This window comes from Cupriavidus sp. LA-1 (genome assembly GCF_055385985.1).
Genome location: NZ_AP031387.1, coordinates 1,789,996 through 1,807,843 on the forward strand (window position 1 = coordinate 1,789,996; position 17,848 = coordinate 1,807,843).

The 17,848-nt window shown below is 59.7% G+C and carries 11 protein-coding genes and 3 pseudogenes; 6 read left to right on the plus strand and 8 right to left on the minus strand.

Annotation, left to right across the window (positions count from 1 at the left end):
- Positions 1 to 166: 166 nt before the first annotated feature.
- From ACZ5MJ_RS08475 to ACZ5MJ_RS08485, 3 genes are read left to right on the plus strand one after another with little or no spacing between them, the layout of a single operon-like run.
- The gene (locus tag ACZ5MJ_RS08475; RefSeq protein ID WP_464223393.1) at positions 167 to 2,116 is read left to right on the plus strand and encodes a hypothetical protein; all 1,950 of its coding nucleotides are present in this window, start codon (positions 167 to 169) and stop codon (positions 2,114 to 2,116) included.
- The gene (locus ACZ5MJ_RS08480) at positions 2,113 to 3,063 is read left to right on the plus strand and encodes a hypothetical protein (protein WP_464223394.1); all 951 of its coding nucleotides are present in this window, start codon (positions 2,113 to 2,115) and stop codon (positions 3,061 to 3,063) included. Before ACZ5MJ_RS08475 ends, ACZ5MJ_RS08480 begins: the two co-directional genes overlap by 4 nt.
- Complete coding sequence (locus ACZ5MJ_RS08485; protein ID WP_464223395.1) at positions 3,060 to 4,544, plus strand: hypothetical protein; 1,485 nt, start codon at positions 3,060 to 3,062, stop codon at positions 4,542 to 4,544. Before ACZ5MJ_RS08480 ends, ACZ5MJ_RS08485 begins: the two co-directional genes overlap by 4 nt.
- A 14-nt stretch (positions 4,545 to 4,558) precedes the next feature.
- On the opposite strand, the gene ACZ5MJ_RS08490 is transcribed toward ACZ5MJ_RS08485, so the two are convergent.
- The 3 genes and pseudogenes from ACZ5MJ_RS08490 to ACZ5MJ_RS08500 form a co-directional block, all read right to left on the minus strand.
- Positions 4,559 to 5,500, minus strand: coding sequence for a hypothetical protein (locus ACZ5MJ_RS08490; RefSeq protein ID WP_464223396.1), 942 nt, complete (start codon positions 5,498 to 5,500; stop codon positions 4,559 to 4,561).
- Positions 5,501 to 5,738: 238 nt separating this feature from the next.
- A pseudogene (locus ACZ5MJ_RS08495) lies at positions 5,739 to 6,693 on the minus strand (tyrosine-type recombinase/integrase); the annotation flags it as partial.
- A 375-nt stretch (positions 6,694 to 7,068) separates the two neighbouring features.
- Positions 7,069 to 7,386 (minus strand): helix-turn-helix domain-containing protein, encoded by a 318-nt coding sequence (locus ACZ5MJ_RS08500; protein WP_464223397.1) that lies wholly within the window; start codon positions 7,384 to 7,386, stop codon positions 7,069 to 7,071.
- Positions 7,387 to 7,723: 337 nt separating this feature from the next.
- Here ACZ5MJ_RS08500 and ACZ5MJ_RS08505 point away from each other — a divergent pair, with 337 nt between their 5' ends.
- Entirely contained in the window at positions 7,724 to 7,891 is a 168-nt protein-coding gene (locus ACZ5MJ_RS08505) for a hypothetical protein (protein WP_464223398.1), read from the plus strand.
- 1,217 nt (positions 7,892 to 9,108) lie between these two features.
- The gene (locus tag ACZ5MJ_RS08510; RefSeq protein ID WP_464223765.1) at positions 9,109 to 9,747 is read left to right on the plus strand and encodes a hypothetical protein; all 639 of its coding nucleotides are present in this window, start codon (positions 9,109 to 9,111) and stop codon (positions 9,745 to 9,747) included.
- A 144-nt stretch (positions 9,748 to 9,891) separates the two neighbouring features.
- On the opposite strand, the pseudogene ACZ5MJ_RS08515 reads toward ACZ5MJ_RS08510, so the two are convergent.
- From ACZ5MJ_RS08515 to ACZ5MJ_RS08535, 5 genes and pseudogenes are all read right to left on the minus strand, one after another.
- Positions 9,892 to 10,068, minus strand: a pseudogene (locus tag ACZ5MJ_RS08515) (transposase); the annotation flags it as partial.
- Positions 10,069 to 10,247: 179 nt separating this feature from the next.
- A pseudogene (locus ACZ5MJ_RS08520) lies at positions 10,248 to 10,397 on the minus strand (IS1595 family transposase); the annotation flags it as partial.
- A gap of 611 nt (positions 10,398 to 11,008) precedes the next feature.
- Positions 11,009 to 14,425 (minus strand): adenylate/guanylate cyclase domain-containing protein, encoded by a 3,417-nt coding sequence (locus ACZ5MJ_RS08525; RefSeq protein WP_464223400.1) that lies wholly within the window; start codon positions 14,423 to 14,425, stop codon positions 11,009 to 11,011.
- Between the two features lie 400 nt (positions 14,426 to 14,825).
- A complete protein-coding gene (locus ACZ5MJ_RS08530) occupies positions 14,826 to 14,969 on the minus strand; it encodes a hypothetical protein (protein WP_464223401.1) in 144 nt (47 codons plus the stop codon).
- Positions 14,970 to 15,305: 336 nt separating this feature from the next.
- A complete protein-coding gene (locus tag ACZ5MJ_RS08535) occupies positions 15,306 to 15,632 on the minus strand; it encodes a hypothetical protein (RefSeq protein WP_464223402.1) in 327 nt (108 codons plus the stop codon).
- Between the two features lie 246 nt (positions 15,633 to 15,878).
- Between ACZ5MJ_RS08535 and ACZ5MJ_RS08540 the strand changes: the two genes are divergently transcribed.
- The gene (locus tag ACZ5MJ_RS08540) at positions 15,879 to 17,204 is read left to right on the plus strand and encodes an MFS transporter (protein WP_464223403.1); all 1,326 of its coding nucleotides are present in this window, start codon (positions 15,879 to 15,881) and stop codon (positions 17,202 to 17,204) included.
- Positions 17,205 to 17,848 lie beyond the last annotated feature (644 nt).

Here is a 17,848-nt window from a genome sequence, read left to right on the forward strand (position 1 = left end):
TCGGTATCCTAGATTAGGTCGCCCGACAGGATATTGACTCAAGGCTATCACATCCGGCACAGCGGATGAGACTTCGGGCCGCTTCCGCTCCAAAATATACAGATTAGCATACCCTATTCAGGCTGCCAGATACGCGCAGCAGGAGTAATTTCGCCCAAAAACTGAAATGACGCGCAGGAAACGTGATTCGTCCGCTATCGAATGGGTACTTTGGCCAATCGTCGATCCGTCGGTAATCGAAGATAGTGAGCAAAGGCTCAGTGCGACACATAGAATAAATGCGCTGAAAATGCGACTGGATGGTGCCTCGCCAACTCAGGTCACAAAAGTGACCGGAATCCATCGTGAGGGGCAGGCCCGTCTACTGAAACGATGCATCGCTCCGGATGACGACGGTCTACCATTAGGCTGGCGGGCGTGCCTGCCAGGTTTTCAGGTGCGCCGGAAACTGGCAAAAGAATCGAAGCTCGACGTTGATTTGTCCCGAGCGGTTTTGATAGACAAGCGGTATTGCGGAAAATATGCGCTCCAGGCACTGTTTTATCGATGCCCGGAACTCAAGAAGATGGTGCATCATGCGGTCATAAAAGGTAAATTTAGGAAAGGCGACGAACCTGAGCCGCGCTCTGACCGCGAAATCCATCGGGAGTTCAAAAAGTGGTGTGAAGACCGAAACTTCAAAAAATATGGGTATTACCCGTTCAATGAGGGCAATACCACCCATGCTAGAGAAGCCTTGCGGTCTTATTGTGCCAGACTGAGGATAGAGCGCGCGCGGGAAGCTGCGCCGGCCAATATCGATTCCACGTCAGCGGATCAACTGAAATTTTCGAGTTCCGGGGCGTTGCACGTTTTTCGGAAGCCTTTGGATCGATTCGAATTGGATGGCTATGAACTCAACTGTAAAATCAATCATACGTGGATTCATCCCAAGGATCCGAGTAGACTAAGAACCGTCACCATATCCGGGTTGCTCATTCTCGCAATCGTCGATTCTGCGACTTCACTGATATGCGGGTACAGTATCGTTTACGGAACAAATCATAATGTGTCGGATATTCTGCGAGCTATTCGCAGCATGTATCGGCCGTGGCAACCACGTGTGTTCAAGCACCTGGAATATACCCACAAAGCGGACGGAGGCCTGCCTTCAGGTCGGATCGAGAACTTTAGGGGTATTTGCTTCGACACGCTTGCGATGGATTCAGCCTTGGCTAATATTAGTCCCCGCACTCGGCGTCTTGTTGCGAAACGGATCGGTTGCGCATTTGAGTATGGCAGGAGAGGCGATAAAAATCGACGACCCATCATTGAGGGAATTTTTGCTCAACTGGCTGAAAAGGGATTTCGTAAACTACCTTCCGGCACCAGAAAAGATGCCCGAGTCAAGCCGAAGCGAAATGCCAAGGCGCTGGCGGCAAAGTACCAAGTGACTGATGAAATGATCGAGGAAGTTGCAGAGGCGCTTGTGGATACGTGGAACGGATCGCATGCATCGGGTAACGACGGCTCACGTATAGAGCACATGCGAAGGTTCCTTGCACTGCCAAGCACTCTAGCACGCTACATGTCGGAGGAAGAACTTAACAAGCCATGGTATGACTATGTTGATGAGGATGCGAAAGTTGTCGCAAGCCGAAATCGTGGGCTTCATGTCAACTTCCATGGCCGCTATCGGAGTAAGGCACTACAGGACTACAGTTTGACCAACGAATCTATTTCGCTTTATGCCGACACGTCGAATATTAGTTGGGTGCATGTCTACCGCAAAAACGGGGAGTTTATCGGCGAACTTATCCCGGAAAAGCGCTACCAGTTTCCACACTCGCTCAGAACCCGCCTCGAGTATTTGAATAGCACGAGCGGCCACGAGGAACTGGAAGACACCGCGGACGATTTTCGCAGACAAATCGAGGAAAAAGAAAAGGTAACCACCAAGGAAGCGACGTTTCTTGCACGGCTCAAGTCCGAGCAGCGCAATGCCGAAGCGCGGCCGGCAGTCGAAAGTGAGTCGCCGGCACGGAAAGCGGTCCATGTGGATACGGCGGAAGACGATGACATCGACGACGAACTTATGGCCGGTTTGGGTTCATTTGCACGAAGGAATGTAGCATGACGGAAAATCAGGCGCATGAGCGCTATCGCCGGTCCCGGCCACTGATCCTGACGCCTGCCATAGCCAGGCTACTTAAGCAAATCCGCGATTGGGCGCAAAGTCCGATCGTCGGTGTGGCCATCTCGGGAAATCCGCGAGTCGGCAAAACGGAAGCCATGCGTTATGTCGGCATGGCGCTCAAGAAGGACGGGGACTACATGCCCTTCTACGAAATCCCGGGAAGGAAGTTCTCCGACGGGGGCGGACAGGAGAAAGTGTTCTGGCAACACGTCCTCGACAGCTTGGGCCATGCTTTTGCGGTTCGCAAGGGGGATAACGAGGTGACGCTGAAACGGCGGCTGATCAACTTCTACGCCGAAGAATGCGACAGGTCCAGCGATGACAAGGTGGTTCTCTGGATCGATGCCGCGAACGAGTTTCTGCCGCATCAGTGGGGCTGGCTGTCGAATTTCTTTGACCAGTTGTCCCTCGAAGGCGTGAACGTATTGATCCTGGCGGTGGGATACTGTCTGGATGCAAAGCGGTTCGACTTGTTCAATAACAATCTGCAGACGTATATCGGCCGTTTCATGGCCGATGATCACCAACTATGGGGTATCCGCACGAAAAAGGAGTTGGCGTTAACCTTGAGGTCGTATGACACCTACGATAGTGGCGATCCCGATACAGGCCCTCTGCTACCCCTTGCTTTTCCCGCCTTCTACGAAGACAGCCGCCTGGAAGTCTTGGCGAGCAGGATCTTCACCCAGTTCGAAGCGGAATGGCAGACCATTGATTTCGACGAAAAATTGGAAATTCCCATGCAACATCTGAGCGACGCGATCCGACGCATCCTGGATGTGGGGAAAACCGTAAAGATTCGCGACGAACACATAATCAGCGCCGTGCAGGCGACCCGGCTGCCGGCCTTTATCTCCAAGGTCAGAAATCTTCGCATCAAGCCATGAGACAGTTTAAATTGAACGCCCGCGCCCGCTTGGCACACCCTTACGAGTCGGCGTGGTCGATCACGCAAAAGCTTGGCCTGTGGAACGCCGTCGAGAGCGCTGATATCGTGAAATACCTGCCTCCGCTCGGAACGGTGGCAATCGGGCCTACGCAACTGGCGGCAGCCACCGATTACGTCCAAAAGCGGACAGGACTTTCCATGCCGATTGGCGAAGCACTATGGCTAAACGGTTATCTGCCGCCCTTTGCGCTGGGGGATCAACTTCGTATGCGTTTCATCCGCGAGGATCTGGCTTGGTGTCCGCTCTGTCTGCAGTCGGGTTTTCACAGCCCGGTTCACCAATTGGCGTGGATGGAGCAGTGCCCGTGGCATGCTGTGCCGCTCCACTATTGCTGCGCGGGATGCGGCAATCCCGTCGCTTGGTCGGAGGCCTCTGCGCGTGCACAGGTCAATCAGTTCCTGTGCCCGCATTGCCGCGGCGCCTTGCATGGGGGGGCGACGATTCGCATTGCCGGGCAAACGCCGCAAGGGGCGGCGGCGCAGATCGGCGCATACCTCGCCTGGGCCCGCGCGCAAGCGCACCACTGGACTGGTCCGGCAGTGCGCAGAGCCGTCGCGCACTATCGCCAGGATAGAAATGGGGCGCAACCCGGAGACGTGGTACTGGCCGCCCTGAGTCGGAGCAGTAACCAGCCATTGCCCGATGGCTTCTTCGCGCAGGCGTATCGCCTGAAGACTTTGGCCGTCATCGGTCCAAATGTGCAGGCGATCGACCAACTGATCGAGCAGTTCGGCTTGTTTGCCCTTGTGGAGGCGTGGCTGGTGTGGCGCGAGCAGCCTGATGGCAGCAATCCCAGCACGTACTACATCGAACGCCTCATCGAACGAGCATTCCGGTTCCAAAATGGCAAGCGTGAGTTGCCTGCCATTCTGCGGCGCACGCCGGATATGGCGCCCAGATTGGCGGGCATGATCGGAGTGATGTTCCGTCCCGATTGTCGCCTCTCCTCCGCGTTCGAATGGGTGCGTCTCCATTTCCTTGAACACGGCAATCTCGGACGCGATCGGATCGAGGTATACAGCGCCACAGAAATCGCCCTCGTAGCGGAGGCGAAAGGTCTGATCGCCTCGGCCTTCGTGAACCCGGACCGGCGCCCGGACTCGTCTTATCGCAGACGGACGGGCGTGGCACACGTGTTCAATGCCCAGATGCAAATCGCGCCCGATTTGCTGCAAGTGCTGCGTGCGGCCATGGCGATGCGGGTCTGGTATGTGGTCCGGGATGCGTTGAATCAGTCCGACGGTGCGACGCTCCAGGAATGGCTGCCGCGCGCGACGCATGATCCGTTCGTCGTCGTCAACACGGAGGCCACAGCGGGACAACGTTCGACATTGCGGGCTGTGTTTGCAAAGAAGAAGTCCTCCAACGCTCGCCCGTGCCGAGCCACAGCGAAATGCCGCCAGTGTCCGTTCCGATAGCCAAAGTGAGGGGCTTAGGTCTCCGAGTCAGTCCCTTGCCGTTTACTGAACCAGGTCGGCGACATGCCGGCCAGCGCGTCGGCCTCGCGAAAGCGCCGGCTGCCGCGCCGGGAATGAGTCTTGAGGTAGTCGGCTGCGGCGAGCAGAACGGAGCGTACGGCGGCGTATATGCCCTGTCGCGTCATCGGTCGCTCGTCTTGCCTTTCCGAGGCCACTAGCGGCGCAAAATCCTCGGCCAAGGGCAGCTTGTGCTTGTCCATGGCGCGCCGAAATTCGGCCAGCGCCGCTTCCAGTTCGGGCGATACCGGGATCGTCCGGGGGTGGCCCTGGCGATTGAGCACCGAAAGCATCAACCCGCTCTTATCGGAGCGGTAGTGAAAGTTTCGCATCAGGTTGGCGGGCTGCGCCAACTCGACAGCGCTCAACTGCCCATGGTAGAGCAGGGCCAGCATCCACTTGTTTCGTGCCAACAGACGGTACGCGGCTGCGTCGATCGGCGCCTGACTGGCGAGGTAGGCCTGTAGCGCTTTCCATTGCACGGGCTGGATGCGCTTGTAGGTGGGAGGCGATTGCCGTCCCTTTCGGAACGGCTGCAGGACCAGATTGACGGGATTTCCCCTGCGATAGCCGAGGTCTGACAGGCGTCCGAAAAGGCGGCTGACCACGGACAGGGCCAACTTGATGCTGTCTTCGGATAGGCTGCCTTTCGCAAATGGCTTCCAGTCGGGATGGTCGAGCGGCAGCTTTCGACGGCTGACATATTGCGCCGGTGGCGCGGCGAGAAATTTCACATAGTCGCGAATGTCCGTCTCGTCGACCTGACGAAATTTGATGCCCTTGACCTGCCGGCACCAGAAGTGAAACCGCACAGCTTCGCGCATATAGGCTTCGTAGGTGATAGGTTGGGTCTCATAGCCGCGCAGCCATGCTGAAATTTGTTTCTGATCCGCATCCATTGCGCGAGGATGGCAGGATCGCTGCTGTTTATCTACGGTTAATAAATCGACAGATTTTGAATCTACGGTTTATGTATCCACTTCCTCTTCGTTGCGCCTTGCGCTGCAAGTTGAGCGCGCTTGTCACATTGGGCGCTGCAAACCCGGCAGGCCCCGCCGATCGGTTAGCCCGCCTATCGGTTAGTGGGTTCCGTTTGCGGCGCGGTCAGCAGATTCGCCGCAGCAGGCCAGCCAGAACCTGCGCTTCCCCGTCGGCGCCACGCTGCCGCAAGCGCGCGGCCGTCTGTCCGAACACGTCCTTCACAATGACGTGCAGCGTGCAGCGCGACAGCGGCTGTTCGTGACGGGCAGCAGCAGGGGACGGTCTTCGCCGGACTGCGGCGATGGCGACAGGTGGTGTCCGCGGCGGTAGCGCGCTAGCTCGACGATCAGTTCGTCGGTGGCCGGCACCAGTCGCGTCTTGCCGTCCCGGTCACCTCGAGCCACCAGCGCTCGACACCGTGCCCGTCGCGCCGGGAGAAGAAGGCGCCCATGGTGGTGCCGGTCATCTCAGCCGCGCGCAGCCCGCACAGGGTGCACAGCCAGCGGCAACGGGCCGCATGCAGCCGTTCGCGCTCCGTCCCGTCGGGCATCGCCGCAATAGTGTCCTTGACCACCTCCCACAATTCGTGACGGAGGTAGCGCGTGATGCGGGGCGCGGTCGCACCGCGCTTGCGCCGCGCCAGCGCGAGCGGATTGGCCGCCAGGTAACGCGCCTCGGTGAGCCAGGCGAAGCAGTCGTTCAGGATCACCATCGCGTGGCGCACGCTGTTTGGCGACGGCGGTCCGGCAAAGGGACGCCAGCCGGGATGCGTGCGGCCCAGCTTCCTGGTACCCGCCAGGACCCAGCGCTCGACGGGCTGCGGGTCGGCGAGAAAGCGCTCGTAGGCGAGCAGGTCTTCGTGGGCGAGCGAGGACACCGGCACGCCGCGCTGCAGTACCGCCCACAGCAGCAGGCGCTCCACTTCCTTGCGGTAGCCCTGCAGGGTCGCCGGGCTGCCCGCGTAGCGCGCAAGCCAGGCGGTGATCGCTGCGAGGTCATCCGTCGCGGCGATGCGCGCGCCGGCCGGCGCGCGGTTGCTGCCATCGGCCCCGGACAGCACCGGCGGGATGGCGAGGCGCTCGAGCGGCGCGGGCAGGCCGGCGTACAGAATCGGGGAGTGGGGAACGGAGCGGACGCCATGCGCAGCGGGGAGGCAGGAAGGCAAAAGTCTAGACAGTACCGGAATATGTCTGAACTTGTGCCGCTGGGGCGGCGCAATCGTCACCGTCGGACGGGCGAAAGGGCACCACGGCGCGTGCTGGTATCTCGCGCCGCGACCTGCGGCCGGCTCGCCGCGTACCGGCAGGGCCGGTCGCGCTTGGCGTTGGTCCCGGCATGTGGGCGGGCCGTGCGCTACGCAAGTCAGCGGGCGCCTCTCCGCCATCCAGCGCAACCGGTCTGGCGAGGCTTCGCCGGTCCGACCGGGCTGACATGCGGCGTCGACCACTCTGGGAGGCCAAACAAGGGCAGACTTGGCGCGGGGCCTTCAGCTTCTGGCGGAAGGATTGGCCTTTTTGGCAGGTGCACGCTTGCGCCCGGACTTCAGCGCCACGGCCACTTCGCGCGGTTCCGTCAAGAGATCCACGACCGAAACCTCCAGCGCCGCTGCCAGCAACACCAGGTTGTCCAACGAAACATTGACGAGTTCTCGTTCCACCTGGCTGATATAAGTGCGATGCAGCCCGGCATGGGCCGCCAAGGCATCCTGCGACAGTCCTTGCTTGCCGCGGAACACTTTCAGGTTCGCGGACAAACGCCGCCGTGCCGCCTGCTGGGCGGCGGTGATGAGGTTGTTCTCGTCCATGGAACGAGAGCATCACTCACCGAACCGGATAAATCTACAGCAGATGACTCGACATATAATAAATCGACAGAGTTTAAATCTCATATTGGAGCTTCTACACTGTCACGGTTTTGACTTGTAAGGCGGTGCAGTGCATGGGCGGGTGCGCACGTGTGTCTTCGCTGCCTTGGGGCTCGGCAGCGTCCGAGCCCCCTCCGATAAGAACACTAAATATATTGCTGGCAACTGAATCGTGGCCAAATCACTCGCACAAGAGCGACGCCGCTCCGGAATCGGATATCTTTTGGCAATTGGTCGGCGTGGTGCTCATTAATCGCAATTTCGAAGGGAGATAACATTGCTGCGCGTCACTGTCGAACTTTTCCCTGGCGGTCGAGAATCCGGCCGCCGCACGCTGGCGACTGCCGATATCGCACTTCAACGCTCGGGGGCGCTGGCCGACTATTCCATCGCCATGGAAGAGGAGCTTCTGAAAGACGTCCATACGGGCGAACTTAAGGACTAACCGCGCTGGTCGGGCAGCATCTGGGACCTGGTGGCGCGGGCAATCGCTGTGGCCATGACCGGTCAGGAAGCGCTACCGGATCGACCGGTGCTGCCCGAGGCGCCCATACACCGGACGCCGGACGGCATGTCCTATGTGCGCTTCCGCGAGATTCCCGAACCGACGCGGACGTTCTTCGCCCGCAACGTGGCGCGTTCCACCCCTCGCTTATGCCTAGGATTGGACGGACTTCCTGAGCGGCGCGCGTTAGGCGAAGGGACGCCTTCTCGCGGACGAATTATCTGCCTGACCAACGATGCGAGGGCAGCCGGTGCCTCACGCGACCGCACGAGGATCGAGCATCACGCGCGCCGATCCTGTCCACAGTAGTTCGCCGCGAACCGGGTTGGAGTGCGTCTCGCATGTTCGCGCAAAATATCACACGTGGGTGCTGTCTTGCTGCTGCGCACCATCTCCACGGCAGCGACGGGCCGTTGGTGGCGGACTCAGCCGGCACCCTAGCGCCGCCAGGCTATGGCTGTCCCAGACCGACCTGAAGCGGACCTACGTGCTGGCATTGGCACGACGGCCGTTTCCAAGGTACAGCGGTCATTCAACCCCTCGTGGCAGCCGGCAAGTCGTCGGCCCTTGCCGCCATTCGAGGATCGGTGTGGAGAGGCAGCTACAAGTTGATTTGCCGACGTTTACAACAACAACCTCTGGCGTCGGCTCACCGATGAGTGGTTGCGTACTTCGACCCGGTCAACCCTTTGAACTGGCGGGACATCAATGGCGGCTTCCTGACTAGTTCGGGACATCAGCGTTCGCTCAGACTGCTGCCGGGCTTCGGTCTTGGGCAAAGCCCATGGTGTTGCCCCTTGCCACGCCCCTGTTGGTTCTTGATCGAGGAAGAACCTACACCGCCTGATGTGGCGGACAAGCGGACCTGATGCGCAAAAGATTTCTGTTGTGTGTGAAACCGCCCGCACCGTCGCGACAAGAGGTTGTGCTGTCGTGGTACCTGAGGCAAAAAGTAGGTAGTGGCGGCGCGCGGCGTTCCAGGCTGGGATGCCTCCGTTGCCGTCATGCATCGACCATAAGAAGAGAAAAGCGCTCGCCTGCGGAGGGGGGCTTTCTGGTTCAGTGCATGCCGCCGGGAGGCCCGTCGACCGGTATTAACCGTTCATTGGGTAGTGCCCAACTCAGCAACCGGTCCTTTGTCAATTCGAACAAAGAAAATGATCGACATACATGACGTAATGACGACCTTGGCCATACAGCGAAAGGTCTACCACTCGGAGGCCGATTTCCAGCAGGTCATCGCTCGAGAAGTCCTGCGTCGACTCCCAAACGCCAGCGCCTACCTCGAAAGGTCGATCGCCGCAAACGGGGAGACTTTGCGTGTTGACCTCTCAGTCGAGATGCCCGGCAGTGCGGTAGCCGTCGAGCTGAAATACAAGACCAGAGAACTACGGGTGGACGATGAGGGAGTGCGGTATCAAATCAAAAGTCACCTTGCACCGGATCAGGGTCGATACGACTTCATCAAAGACGTTTGCCGACTGGAAGGCATCGCCGCAAACCATAGTAACTGGGAAGGCTACGCAATCCTCTTGACCAACGATAGCGCGTATTGGCGGCCGCCGATCTCGGAACGTCCTACTAACGACGCTGATTTTCGGTTGCACGAAGATCGCCTTCTCTGCGGCGATCTCGTGTGGGGTGAAAATGCGTCGTCCGGAACAAAGGATGGCCGGGATAAACCCCTTCAGCTCCGTGGCGCGTACTGGCTCCACTGGACTGATTACGCAATCCCGAGTGGTGGACGCAACGGTCAGTTTCGATATCTCGCTGTGCACGTATCGAAAGTCGGCTGATTGGACGCGCACCGACGCGGTCGAACGGCGGAACTTGCCGCTGGCGAAGTTCCAGCAAGCAGCGAACCAGACTGTGAGTGGCGTACGGGTTCGATCGAAGATGGTCCCCGCCGTCATGGATGTCCTGTTGTCACAGTGCGTGCGCATGTATCGCCCGTCTCCGAGTCGCCATCCGCCAGCTTGGCCGCAAGCCGGACAGACGAATCCGGTCGGCCAGCGCAGCCATTCCAGGTAATCCAGGCAGTCAGCATCGGACTGAAACCATGTCTGGAATTCACCGAAGGAACGAGGGTAGTCAATGTCTGCGGTTGGAAGCTCCATGCTCGAAGTATGGAATAGCTCCGGTTAAATGGATACCCCAGAGAAAACTTATCGCAATACCTGCCGCTTGAGTTCTAGGAGCAACCGGCCGTAGGTCAGCTATTGCGCTGCTAGCGGCCCTATCGTGATGCAAGATCTCGAGCGCGTCCTCCGACCAACCCCGGCTCAATGCCACCGAAGTAAGTTTCATCTACCTCTACCCTTCCGCGCAGGCGTTCCCGATCGGGACGTACCAACGCTGATCGCAGCCGATGCAGCATAGCCCAGGCTGTCTGATAGGAACCAATCTGCAAAGAGCGCTTCAGACTCAGGGCCGAGATTCCGTCCCGGAATTTCCTCATATTTAATCTCTTGACCGGAGCCAGCCTTGAATTCACCCTTCGTTTCAGCCTCTGCCTACGTCGCTCAACTAGCTTCGCAAACTGCTCACAAAGCGAGGAAAGGCGTGTCGCCGAAGCTTGCATGTGCCGAGGCGGTCAGTCTGGTCGCATCGCTCAACCCGCTTCTGGGTCGAGTATGGCTGTGCACGGCTTCGATGGGTGTTTGATAGTCAGTCTGCAAGACTTTCCGCATTTCCGTTGTTACGGATAAGGGAAACAACAGTCTTTTACGGATTCGAGACTAGGGAATTGCTGCAGGACGCCGCCTGACCTTGGTGTGCTGGCAGAGACCGCATGCTGCTGCTCGAAAGCGACTGGCTGAGCGCCCATCTTCGTTACAAAGCGCTGCGTACCGTCGCGCTAGTCGGTCGCCTGAGGGCGGTGCTGCGCGGTTCCTTTGGTTCAGAACCGCGGGGCGTTTCAACGGACTTAGGTCCGTCATCTGGTCGCCTTCGGGCGATTGTCTTGGGGAATGTAGCCGAGCAAGTCCATTACACGAGTCAGTCCCTGCTGGCACGTCCAATAGTGAACCCGCGGGTAAGCTGCACGGGGAGACTAATTCAGTCAAACTCGGTGAGCAACGCCCTGGCCTCCCGCAGGTCCACGGTGTCAAAGCCTTCCGTGAACCGGCCGTAGTGTTCGGCCAGCGTCTCGCGGGCGTCAGGTCCCTTTCCTTGCTGCTTCCACAGCCGGCTCAAGGCCATCACGGCGCGCAGTTCCAGCGACCGGGCGCCTTGCCGGCGAGCGATAGCAATCGCCTGCTGGAAGCAGCTTTCTGCGTCGGCCTCGGGCTGGTCCGCGTCCATGCAGCATGGCTGCATCAGCCTCAGTTCTCCCTTGAGCCGATACAACTCCGCTTCGTACAAGCACTCGTGCGTGCGGTCTGCCACGGCCAACCCCTCGGACAGCATCTGCAGCCCTGCCTCAGCCTGTCCCGCTCTCCTGTAGGCTTCAGCCAGCAGTGCAAGGAAATGCGTTTGCCAAATTCCCGCTCCGATGGCGCGGTAGGCGCTTAAGCCCTGCTGCATTTTCTCAATGCCTTCCGCGGTGCGCCCCTGTGCGACCAGCGTCCAGCCCGCGAGGATGGTTCCGTAAGCTCGCCAGAAGGGAAGGCCGTGTTCGGTCGTGAGGGCGAGCAGTGCTTCCGCCAGATCCTGCATTGGCTGCGTCTCGCCACGGTACAGATAAATCTCGGCGGAGAAGGTCAAGGCATTGGCCGAGTCTGGAGGAGAGGACAGGGTCTGAGCCAGAGCGAGCATGTCCTGGCTGCGGGCAAGAGCTTGATCCGGATAGCCGAGCAGCCAAAGGTCCAAAGCTATGAAGGCCAGCGCCTGCACGCCGGCCTCCAGGAGGAAGCCAGGCGACTTGCCTTGCCCGGGGGCATAGTGCGCCAAAGCCTGCTCGAACTGCTTGCGAGCGGCGTCCAACTCGCCAAGTGCGAGCAAGCTGACCCCCAACGCCCGATGGGCTTGTACCAGCAACTCTGAGTTGTGCGCTTGTTGGGCCAGTGCCACTAATTGCTGTCCCAGGTCGCGTGCGGTCGGCAATTCCCCACGAACCAGGAAGTACGTGCGCAGCCCCATCAGGGCAGGAAAGAGTTTCGTCGTTTCCCCGAGCTGTCGACACAGTGTCACCGCTTGCGTATAGGTTGCCTCCACTTCTGGGGCAGCAAGCCCATGGGTCGCCATCCAGGCCGGGCCGAGCGTGATGTGCAGCTCGAGTTCCTGTCGCGCTCGCTCGGCACCAGCGGGCAAGGTCTTCAGCAAATCCAGGGCCGTGGTCAGGTGGGCAACCGCTTCGACATTGGCGAACCGCTGCATCGCTTGACGCCCGGCACAGTGAAGATATTCCACTGCCTTCTGAGCGTTCCCGCTGCGGCTGAAATGATGCGCCAGCTCGCTGCAGTGTTCTTCGAGCTGGGCGCCAAACAGGGCCTCGATCGCCTCAGCCGTGCGCTCATGCAGCGCTCGACGCCGCTCGCTTAGCAACGTGCCGTAGGCCACCTCCTGGGTAAGCGCATGCTTGAAGCTGTACTCCACCTCCGGAAACGCTGGCTGCTCGTATATGAATTCCCCGGCTTGCAGCTTCGCCAGCAGACTCTTCGTTGTATCCTCAGCCTGGTCAACGACGCGCGCAAGCAGGCTCCAGGGAAATACCTTGCCAATCACCGCCAAGGTCTGCAGCAGAGCCTTCTCTGCGGGCGGCAAGCGGTCAATGCGGGTGGCGAGTACCCCCTGCACGGTGGTCGGGATGTGCAGCGCAGTCGGCATCTGCTCGACCCGGAAATGCCCGCGCTCGCCGCGCAGGACCTGCTCCTCCATCAGCGTCTGCACCACTTCTTCGATGAAGAACGGGTTACCTTCGGTCTGCGCCAGGATCAACTGTTCGAGCGGGCCAAGTCCGGCGGCATCGCCCAGCAGGGCGTGAAGTAGTTCCCGGGCTTCGGCTTTCCCTAACGGATCCAGCCGCAACTGGGTGTAACAGCTCTTGCCGCCCCAGTCGTGCCGGTACTCCGGGCGGTAATTGACCAGCAGCAGGATGCGCGCGCTGGGCACGCTCTCGCCAAGAATGCCGAGGAACGCTTCGGTTTCGCTGTCGAGCCACTGCAGGTCCTCGACGATCAACACCAGAGGCTGGGCGAGGCTCTCGCGCACTATCAGCCGCTTAATCGCCTCGAACGTACGCTGCCGGCGCATCTGGGCGTCCATTTGCACCAGCGTCGAGTTTGGCTCAGCGGCCCCCAGCAGTTGGAGCAGATGCGGCAGGCTGTCTTCCAACGCGCGGTCCAAGGTGAGGAGCTTGCCGGTGAGCTTTTCGCGCCGCTGGCGCTCGTCGTCCTGCGGGGTGATTTGGCAGTAGCTCCGCAGCAGCTCGATCAGCGGTAGATAAGGGTAGGCCTTGCCGTGCGAAACTGAGAAGGTTTCGAGCACCAGGCAATCGCGTGGCGCTAGCAGCTTGAACTCGTGGCAAAGCCGCGACTTGCCGACCCCGGGCTCGCCAACCACGCCGACGATTTGGCCATGTCCGGTGTGCGCCCGCGCCCGCGCTTCGTTTAGGTGCTCAAGTTCGCGGTCGCGGCCGACAAAACGTGCCAGCCCCCGGCTGGCCGACACCTGCAGTCGGGTGCGCAGCGGGCCCAGACCGAGGACTTCGAAGACCGCGAGCGGAGTGGGAAGCCCCTTGACTGGCATCGCGCCGAGCGCCTTGAAGGAGAAATAGCCTTCGGCCAAGGTGTGGGTGTATTCGCTCGCGAGGATCGTGCCGGGCACCGCGATGCTCTCCATGCGCGAAGCGATGTGGATCGATTTCCCCACCGGGTCGTAATCGGTGTACAAGTCCTTGGTGCGGATTGCGCGCACCACCACTTCGCCCGAGTTGATACCGACTCGAATCTGCAGCCCAATCCCTTGCGAAAGATGCACCTGGTCGGCGTACCGGCGCATAGCCTCCTGCATGCGCAGCGCCGCCAGCAAGGCCCTCTGAGGATGGTCCTCGTTCGCAATGGGCGCGCCGAACAGAGCCAGGATGCCATCGCCCATCGACTTGGCTACATAGCCTTCATAGTGATGTACGGCCTCCATCATTAGCGACAGCACTGGGTCGATGAGGCGGCGCGCATCCTCAGGATCGAGGTCATTAATTAACGAGGTTGAGCCCGAGATGTCGGCAAACAGCGCGGTGACCGTCTTGCGTTCGCCGTCCGGTGCGCCACGGGCTTCCATATCCAACTGTGCAGCCCTAATGCGATCGGCGAGGTACGGCGGTGTGTAATCAATGGGCGAACTGGACGACCCAGATGGTCCAATAGAAGATGCTGAGCTAATAGAAACTCCGCATTCGCTGCAGAATTTCGCGCCCGGGCTGACTGGTTGTGCGCAAGCGGGACACACACGAGTTATCTTTGCGCCACATTGTTCGCAGAACTTGGCGCTTGCTAGATTCTCGAATCCGCAGCTCGCACAGCGCAGGAGGCTCATCCCTTTCGTCCGGAAGACCGTGCGATTGGATTCTAGGACGCCGAAGGGGTGGGCGGCGTATATCGGCCTGCCCGACGGAGCATCGCTAGCGCACGCAGGCCGGGTTTCCACTTATGTGGCTAACCCTGTTCTCGGCGTTTTTTGTACAAGTAGTTAGAAAAGCATTTCCTCATGCCTCAAGTTTCCACTAAGTCGCTTGCTGTCCCTTTAATTTGGAGCGGCGAATAAGTAACATTAGTACTTATTGAACGCACATTCTATGGGTAACCTGTAGATAACTATGTGGATAACGTGTGGATGTCTGGTTTCGAGGCTTATGCGGCATATGTAGGTGTGGCCGCCGCCCGTCGAGGAACGCTCTTTTGCTTTAGAGGTCGGGCTGTCGTGCTCGGCAACGGACCTACGTAATGATCCGGTCAATCGAGACGCCTAGCCCGAGATGGAGAACCGGATCAAGGAATGTCAGCTCGGCCTGCTCGCCGGCCGGCGCATCCTTTGTAAGCATGCGAACAGGGCTGACGTTGAGCGCTTCAGAAAGCAACACCAGTTTCTCGACAGTGAGGTTTGGCGCAAGACAGCTCAATGCGACTTACCGAGGTCCTGTCCGACCCAACATGTTGACCGGCCCCAGGTTTCCAGCCGTGAGAGCAGGGGGGATCTCGTCGCGCGCGGCTCGATCTTCGGTGAGCTCTTGCGTGTCTGCGGAGAACACGTTTTCATCCGTAGGATTTCGCCTGAACCTATCCCGTTTCACGGTGTGCGCTTGGTCGCTTGCATCAAGAGATCCTGGAAATCCGCCTGCAGCTTGTTCCAATTGCGCTAGAAGACAGGCTCCTTGGGCGCGCTATCTTTCGCGGGGACGGCAGGCATCGCACACACCTCAGGCATACCAGGTTCCATTAGTACGGTCCTCCTCCATGCCGCCTAGCACGGCCCGCCGGGCGCAGGTGAAGAACAGCGCGCGCAGGGCGGGATCGCTGGAACGCGCCGCGAGTTCGCGACATTGCTCCAGCATGTCGAGGCTGATGCGCGCGCCACCGTCGACGGCGCAGGCCAGCAGGATCAAGCACCAGCACGCAGTGTCTCGCTCCGGTGCTGTCCACAGGCAGCGTTGCAGTTCAGCGCGCGCCAGTCGGGCCGGCGTGGCGTGCGCGAAGAGGCCGGCGCGCTCGGCGCGGCGAGTCAGTTGCTCGGTGTGACGGCGCACTTCGGCCAGCAGTTGCTGGCGAGTGAGATGCCGGGCGCCCGGCGGGCGCGCAACGAGTGAAATGGGTTCACTGATTGCTCGGAATGTTTCTTTTGTGAGTCATTAATCCCGGTGATAGCCTTCATCCGTTGGCTACAAAGCTCGGTTGAGCTAACGAACGGGACATCACCGCAACGAGCACAAGAAACTTTAGTCCGACGCCCGCATTTGGGCCGGCAAAGAGCGCACTCACAATGGAGACAGGCAATGACAGACGTGACCGCTACGGCCACGCCGCAGAAGGATGGTGCCGTCAAGGTTTCCATCGCATCGATGATTGGATCGGCGGTGGAAAGCTACGACTTCTTTATCTACGGTACCGCAGCCGCCGGCTGGTTTGGGAAGGTGTTTTTCCATACGACCGAACCGATTGTTGGGATCTTGGCGTCGTTCGCGACGCTTGCCGTTGGGTTTTTTATGCGACCGCTTGGCGGGTACCTGGCTGGCCACTATGGAGACCGCATCGGGCGCAAGTCCGTTCTCTTCTGGTCGCTTCTGGCTATGGGCGGAGCCACGGTCCTGATCGGGGCGCTGCCGACCTATGAACAGGCGGGGGTCCTCGCCCCGATCCTGCTCATCCTGCTGCGGATGGCTCAGGGCATTGGCTTTGGCGCCGAGTGGGGCGGGGCAGTCCTGATGGCATGCGAACATGCGCCAGCCCATCGTCGAGGTTTTTTCGGCGCGGTGCCACAAATCGGCATCCCTTTGGGTCTGCTGATGGCCAACGGTGCGTTCCTCCTATCCAGTGCTCTGTTTGAAGGCGACTGGGTGTGGCGGATGCCGTTCCTGATCTCCGTCATCATGGTCGCGATCGGAGCGTTCATCCGCCTGAGCGTCAAGGAGTCACCTGATTTCGAAGCCGTGAAGGCCAAGAACGCCATCGTCGAAAAGCCGGCGCTGGAAGTGCTGCGTAACGATTGGCGGAAAGTCCTTCGGATCATCGGACTTCGTTTGGCTGAGACCGGCGGCTACTACATTACGACGAGCTTCATGCTTTCGTATGTCGTGCTGGCGCAAATTTCCACGAAGGAGAGTGTCCTTTGGGGCACGATGATCGGCTCGGCGATTGGCCTGGTCAGCCACCTGATTTACGGCGCGTGGAGCGATCGTCTCGGCCGCAAACCGATCTTCCTGTTCGGCGCCTTGTTCACCATCGCCTTCGGTATTCCGATGTTCATGCTCATCAACACGGGTGCCGGCATCATGATCGTGACTGCCATTTCGCTTTCTCTGCTCTTCAGCCACGATCCGATCTTCGCCGTTGAGCCTAGCTGGTTCTCGGAACAGTTTCCGGCTAACGTTAGGTCGTCGGGCATTTCCCTCGGTTACAACGGAGCATCGCTGGTGGCCGGCCTCTTGCCCTTCATTGCGACCTTTCTGTACGGCATTGTGGGATGGATCGGCCCGGCGATTATGTTCTCTCTTCTCGGCGTTACGTCGACCCTATGCGCTTTGACCATGCGGGAAACGGCGCCAATGGTCACCGGGAAGGGAGCGCAGGCCGAGGTCAATAGCACGATGCTTCACGGCTGAATCGGTTTCACCAGTACATGGGCCCTTCGCGTTAGCGAAGGGCTTTTTCATTTGTGGCCTTTACCTTCTGAGCTGGTAACTGGCTTGTCTTATCGGCAGGCGACGGACGGTGCCAGATCGATCGGTGAAGCTGCACTCCAACTGATGGGGAAACGGGCAAGCGGTGCGCCTTGAGTGTACGCGTAAGCCCAAACTTGCTGGTAGTGACGCGATTGTGACGCGGCTTGGCAGCGTCGATGCCGCGGTGTATGCCCCGGTACCCGCAGGCATTGGATTTGTGCCGCCCAAGGGCCTGGACGCCGCGACACTCGAGGCGATGATGGCTCACATTTTCCGGACTTTCCCCGTCGAGGTCGCACGTGCGGTGCTACCCTGCATGCTCTCCTGTGGCGACGAGGCCTTTGTCATCGTGAGCGGGCTGAGTGCCGCTTTGCCGCTATCCATTTAAGCGGTCCGGGCTCGCTTATGGCCGGTGCTTCGGGTGCTAAGTTGGCGTGGCGTCGCGCTCGAAGCCGCCTTTCCTGTTATTGACCCGGACACCATTACAGAGAACATCTGGGAATTGGTGACCCAACGCGATGAGGCGGAATGAACTCTTCCTACGTCACGGTAGCGAAGAGTTTGATTCGCCGAGCAGCAGCGGA

Bases quoted from the DNA above. Each gene is read 5' to 3' on its own strand.
- ACZ5MJ_RS08540 (WP_464223403.1), top strand. From the start codon at position 15,879: ATGACAGACGTGACCGCTACGGCCACGCCGCAGAAGGATGGTGCCGTC.
- ACZ5MJ_RS08510 (WP_464223765.1), top strand. From the start codon at position 9,109: ATGATCGACATACATGACGTAATGACGACCTTGGCCATACAGCGAAAG.
- ACZ5MJ_RS08475 (WP_464223393.1), top strand. From the start codon at position 167: ATGACGCGCAGGAAACGTGATTCGTCCGCTATCGAATGGGTACTTTGG.
- ACZ5MJ_RS08525 (WP_464223400.1), bottom strand. From the start codon at position 14,425: ATGAGCCTCCTGCGCTGTGCGAGCTGCGGATTCGAGAATCTAGCAAGC.
- ACZ5MJ_RS08500 (WP_464223397.1), bottom strand. From the start codon at position 7,386: ATGGACGAGAACAACCTCATCACCGCCGCCCAGCAGGCGGCACGGCGG.
- ACZ5MJ_RS08490 (WP_464223396.1), bottom strand. From the start codon at position 5,500: ATGGATGCGGATCAGAAACAAATTTCAGCATGGCTGCGCGGCTATGAG.
- ACZ5MJ_RS08485 (WP_464223395.1), top strand. From the start codon at position 3,060: ATGAGACAGTTTAAATTGAACGCCCGCGCCCGCTTGGCACACCCTTAC.
- ACZ5MJ_RS08480 (WP_464223394.1), top strand. From the start codon at position 2,113: ATGACGGAAAATCAGGCGCATGAGCGCTATCGCCGGTCCCGGCCACTG.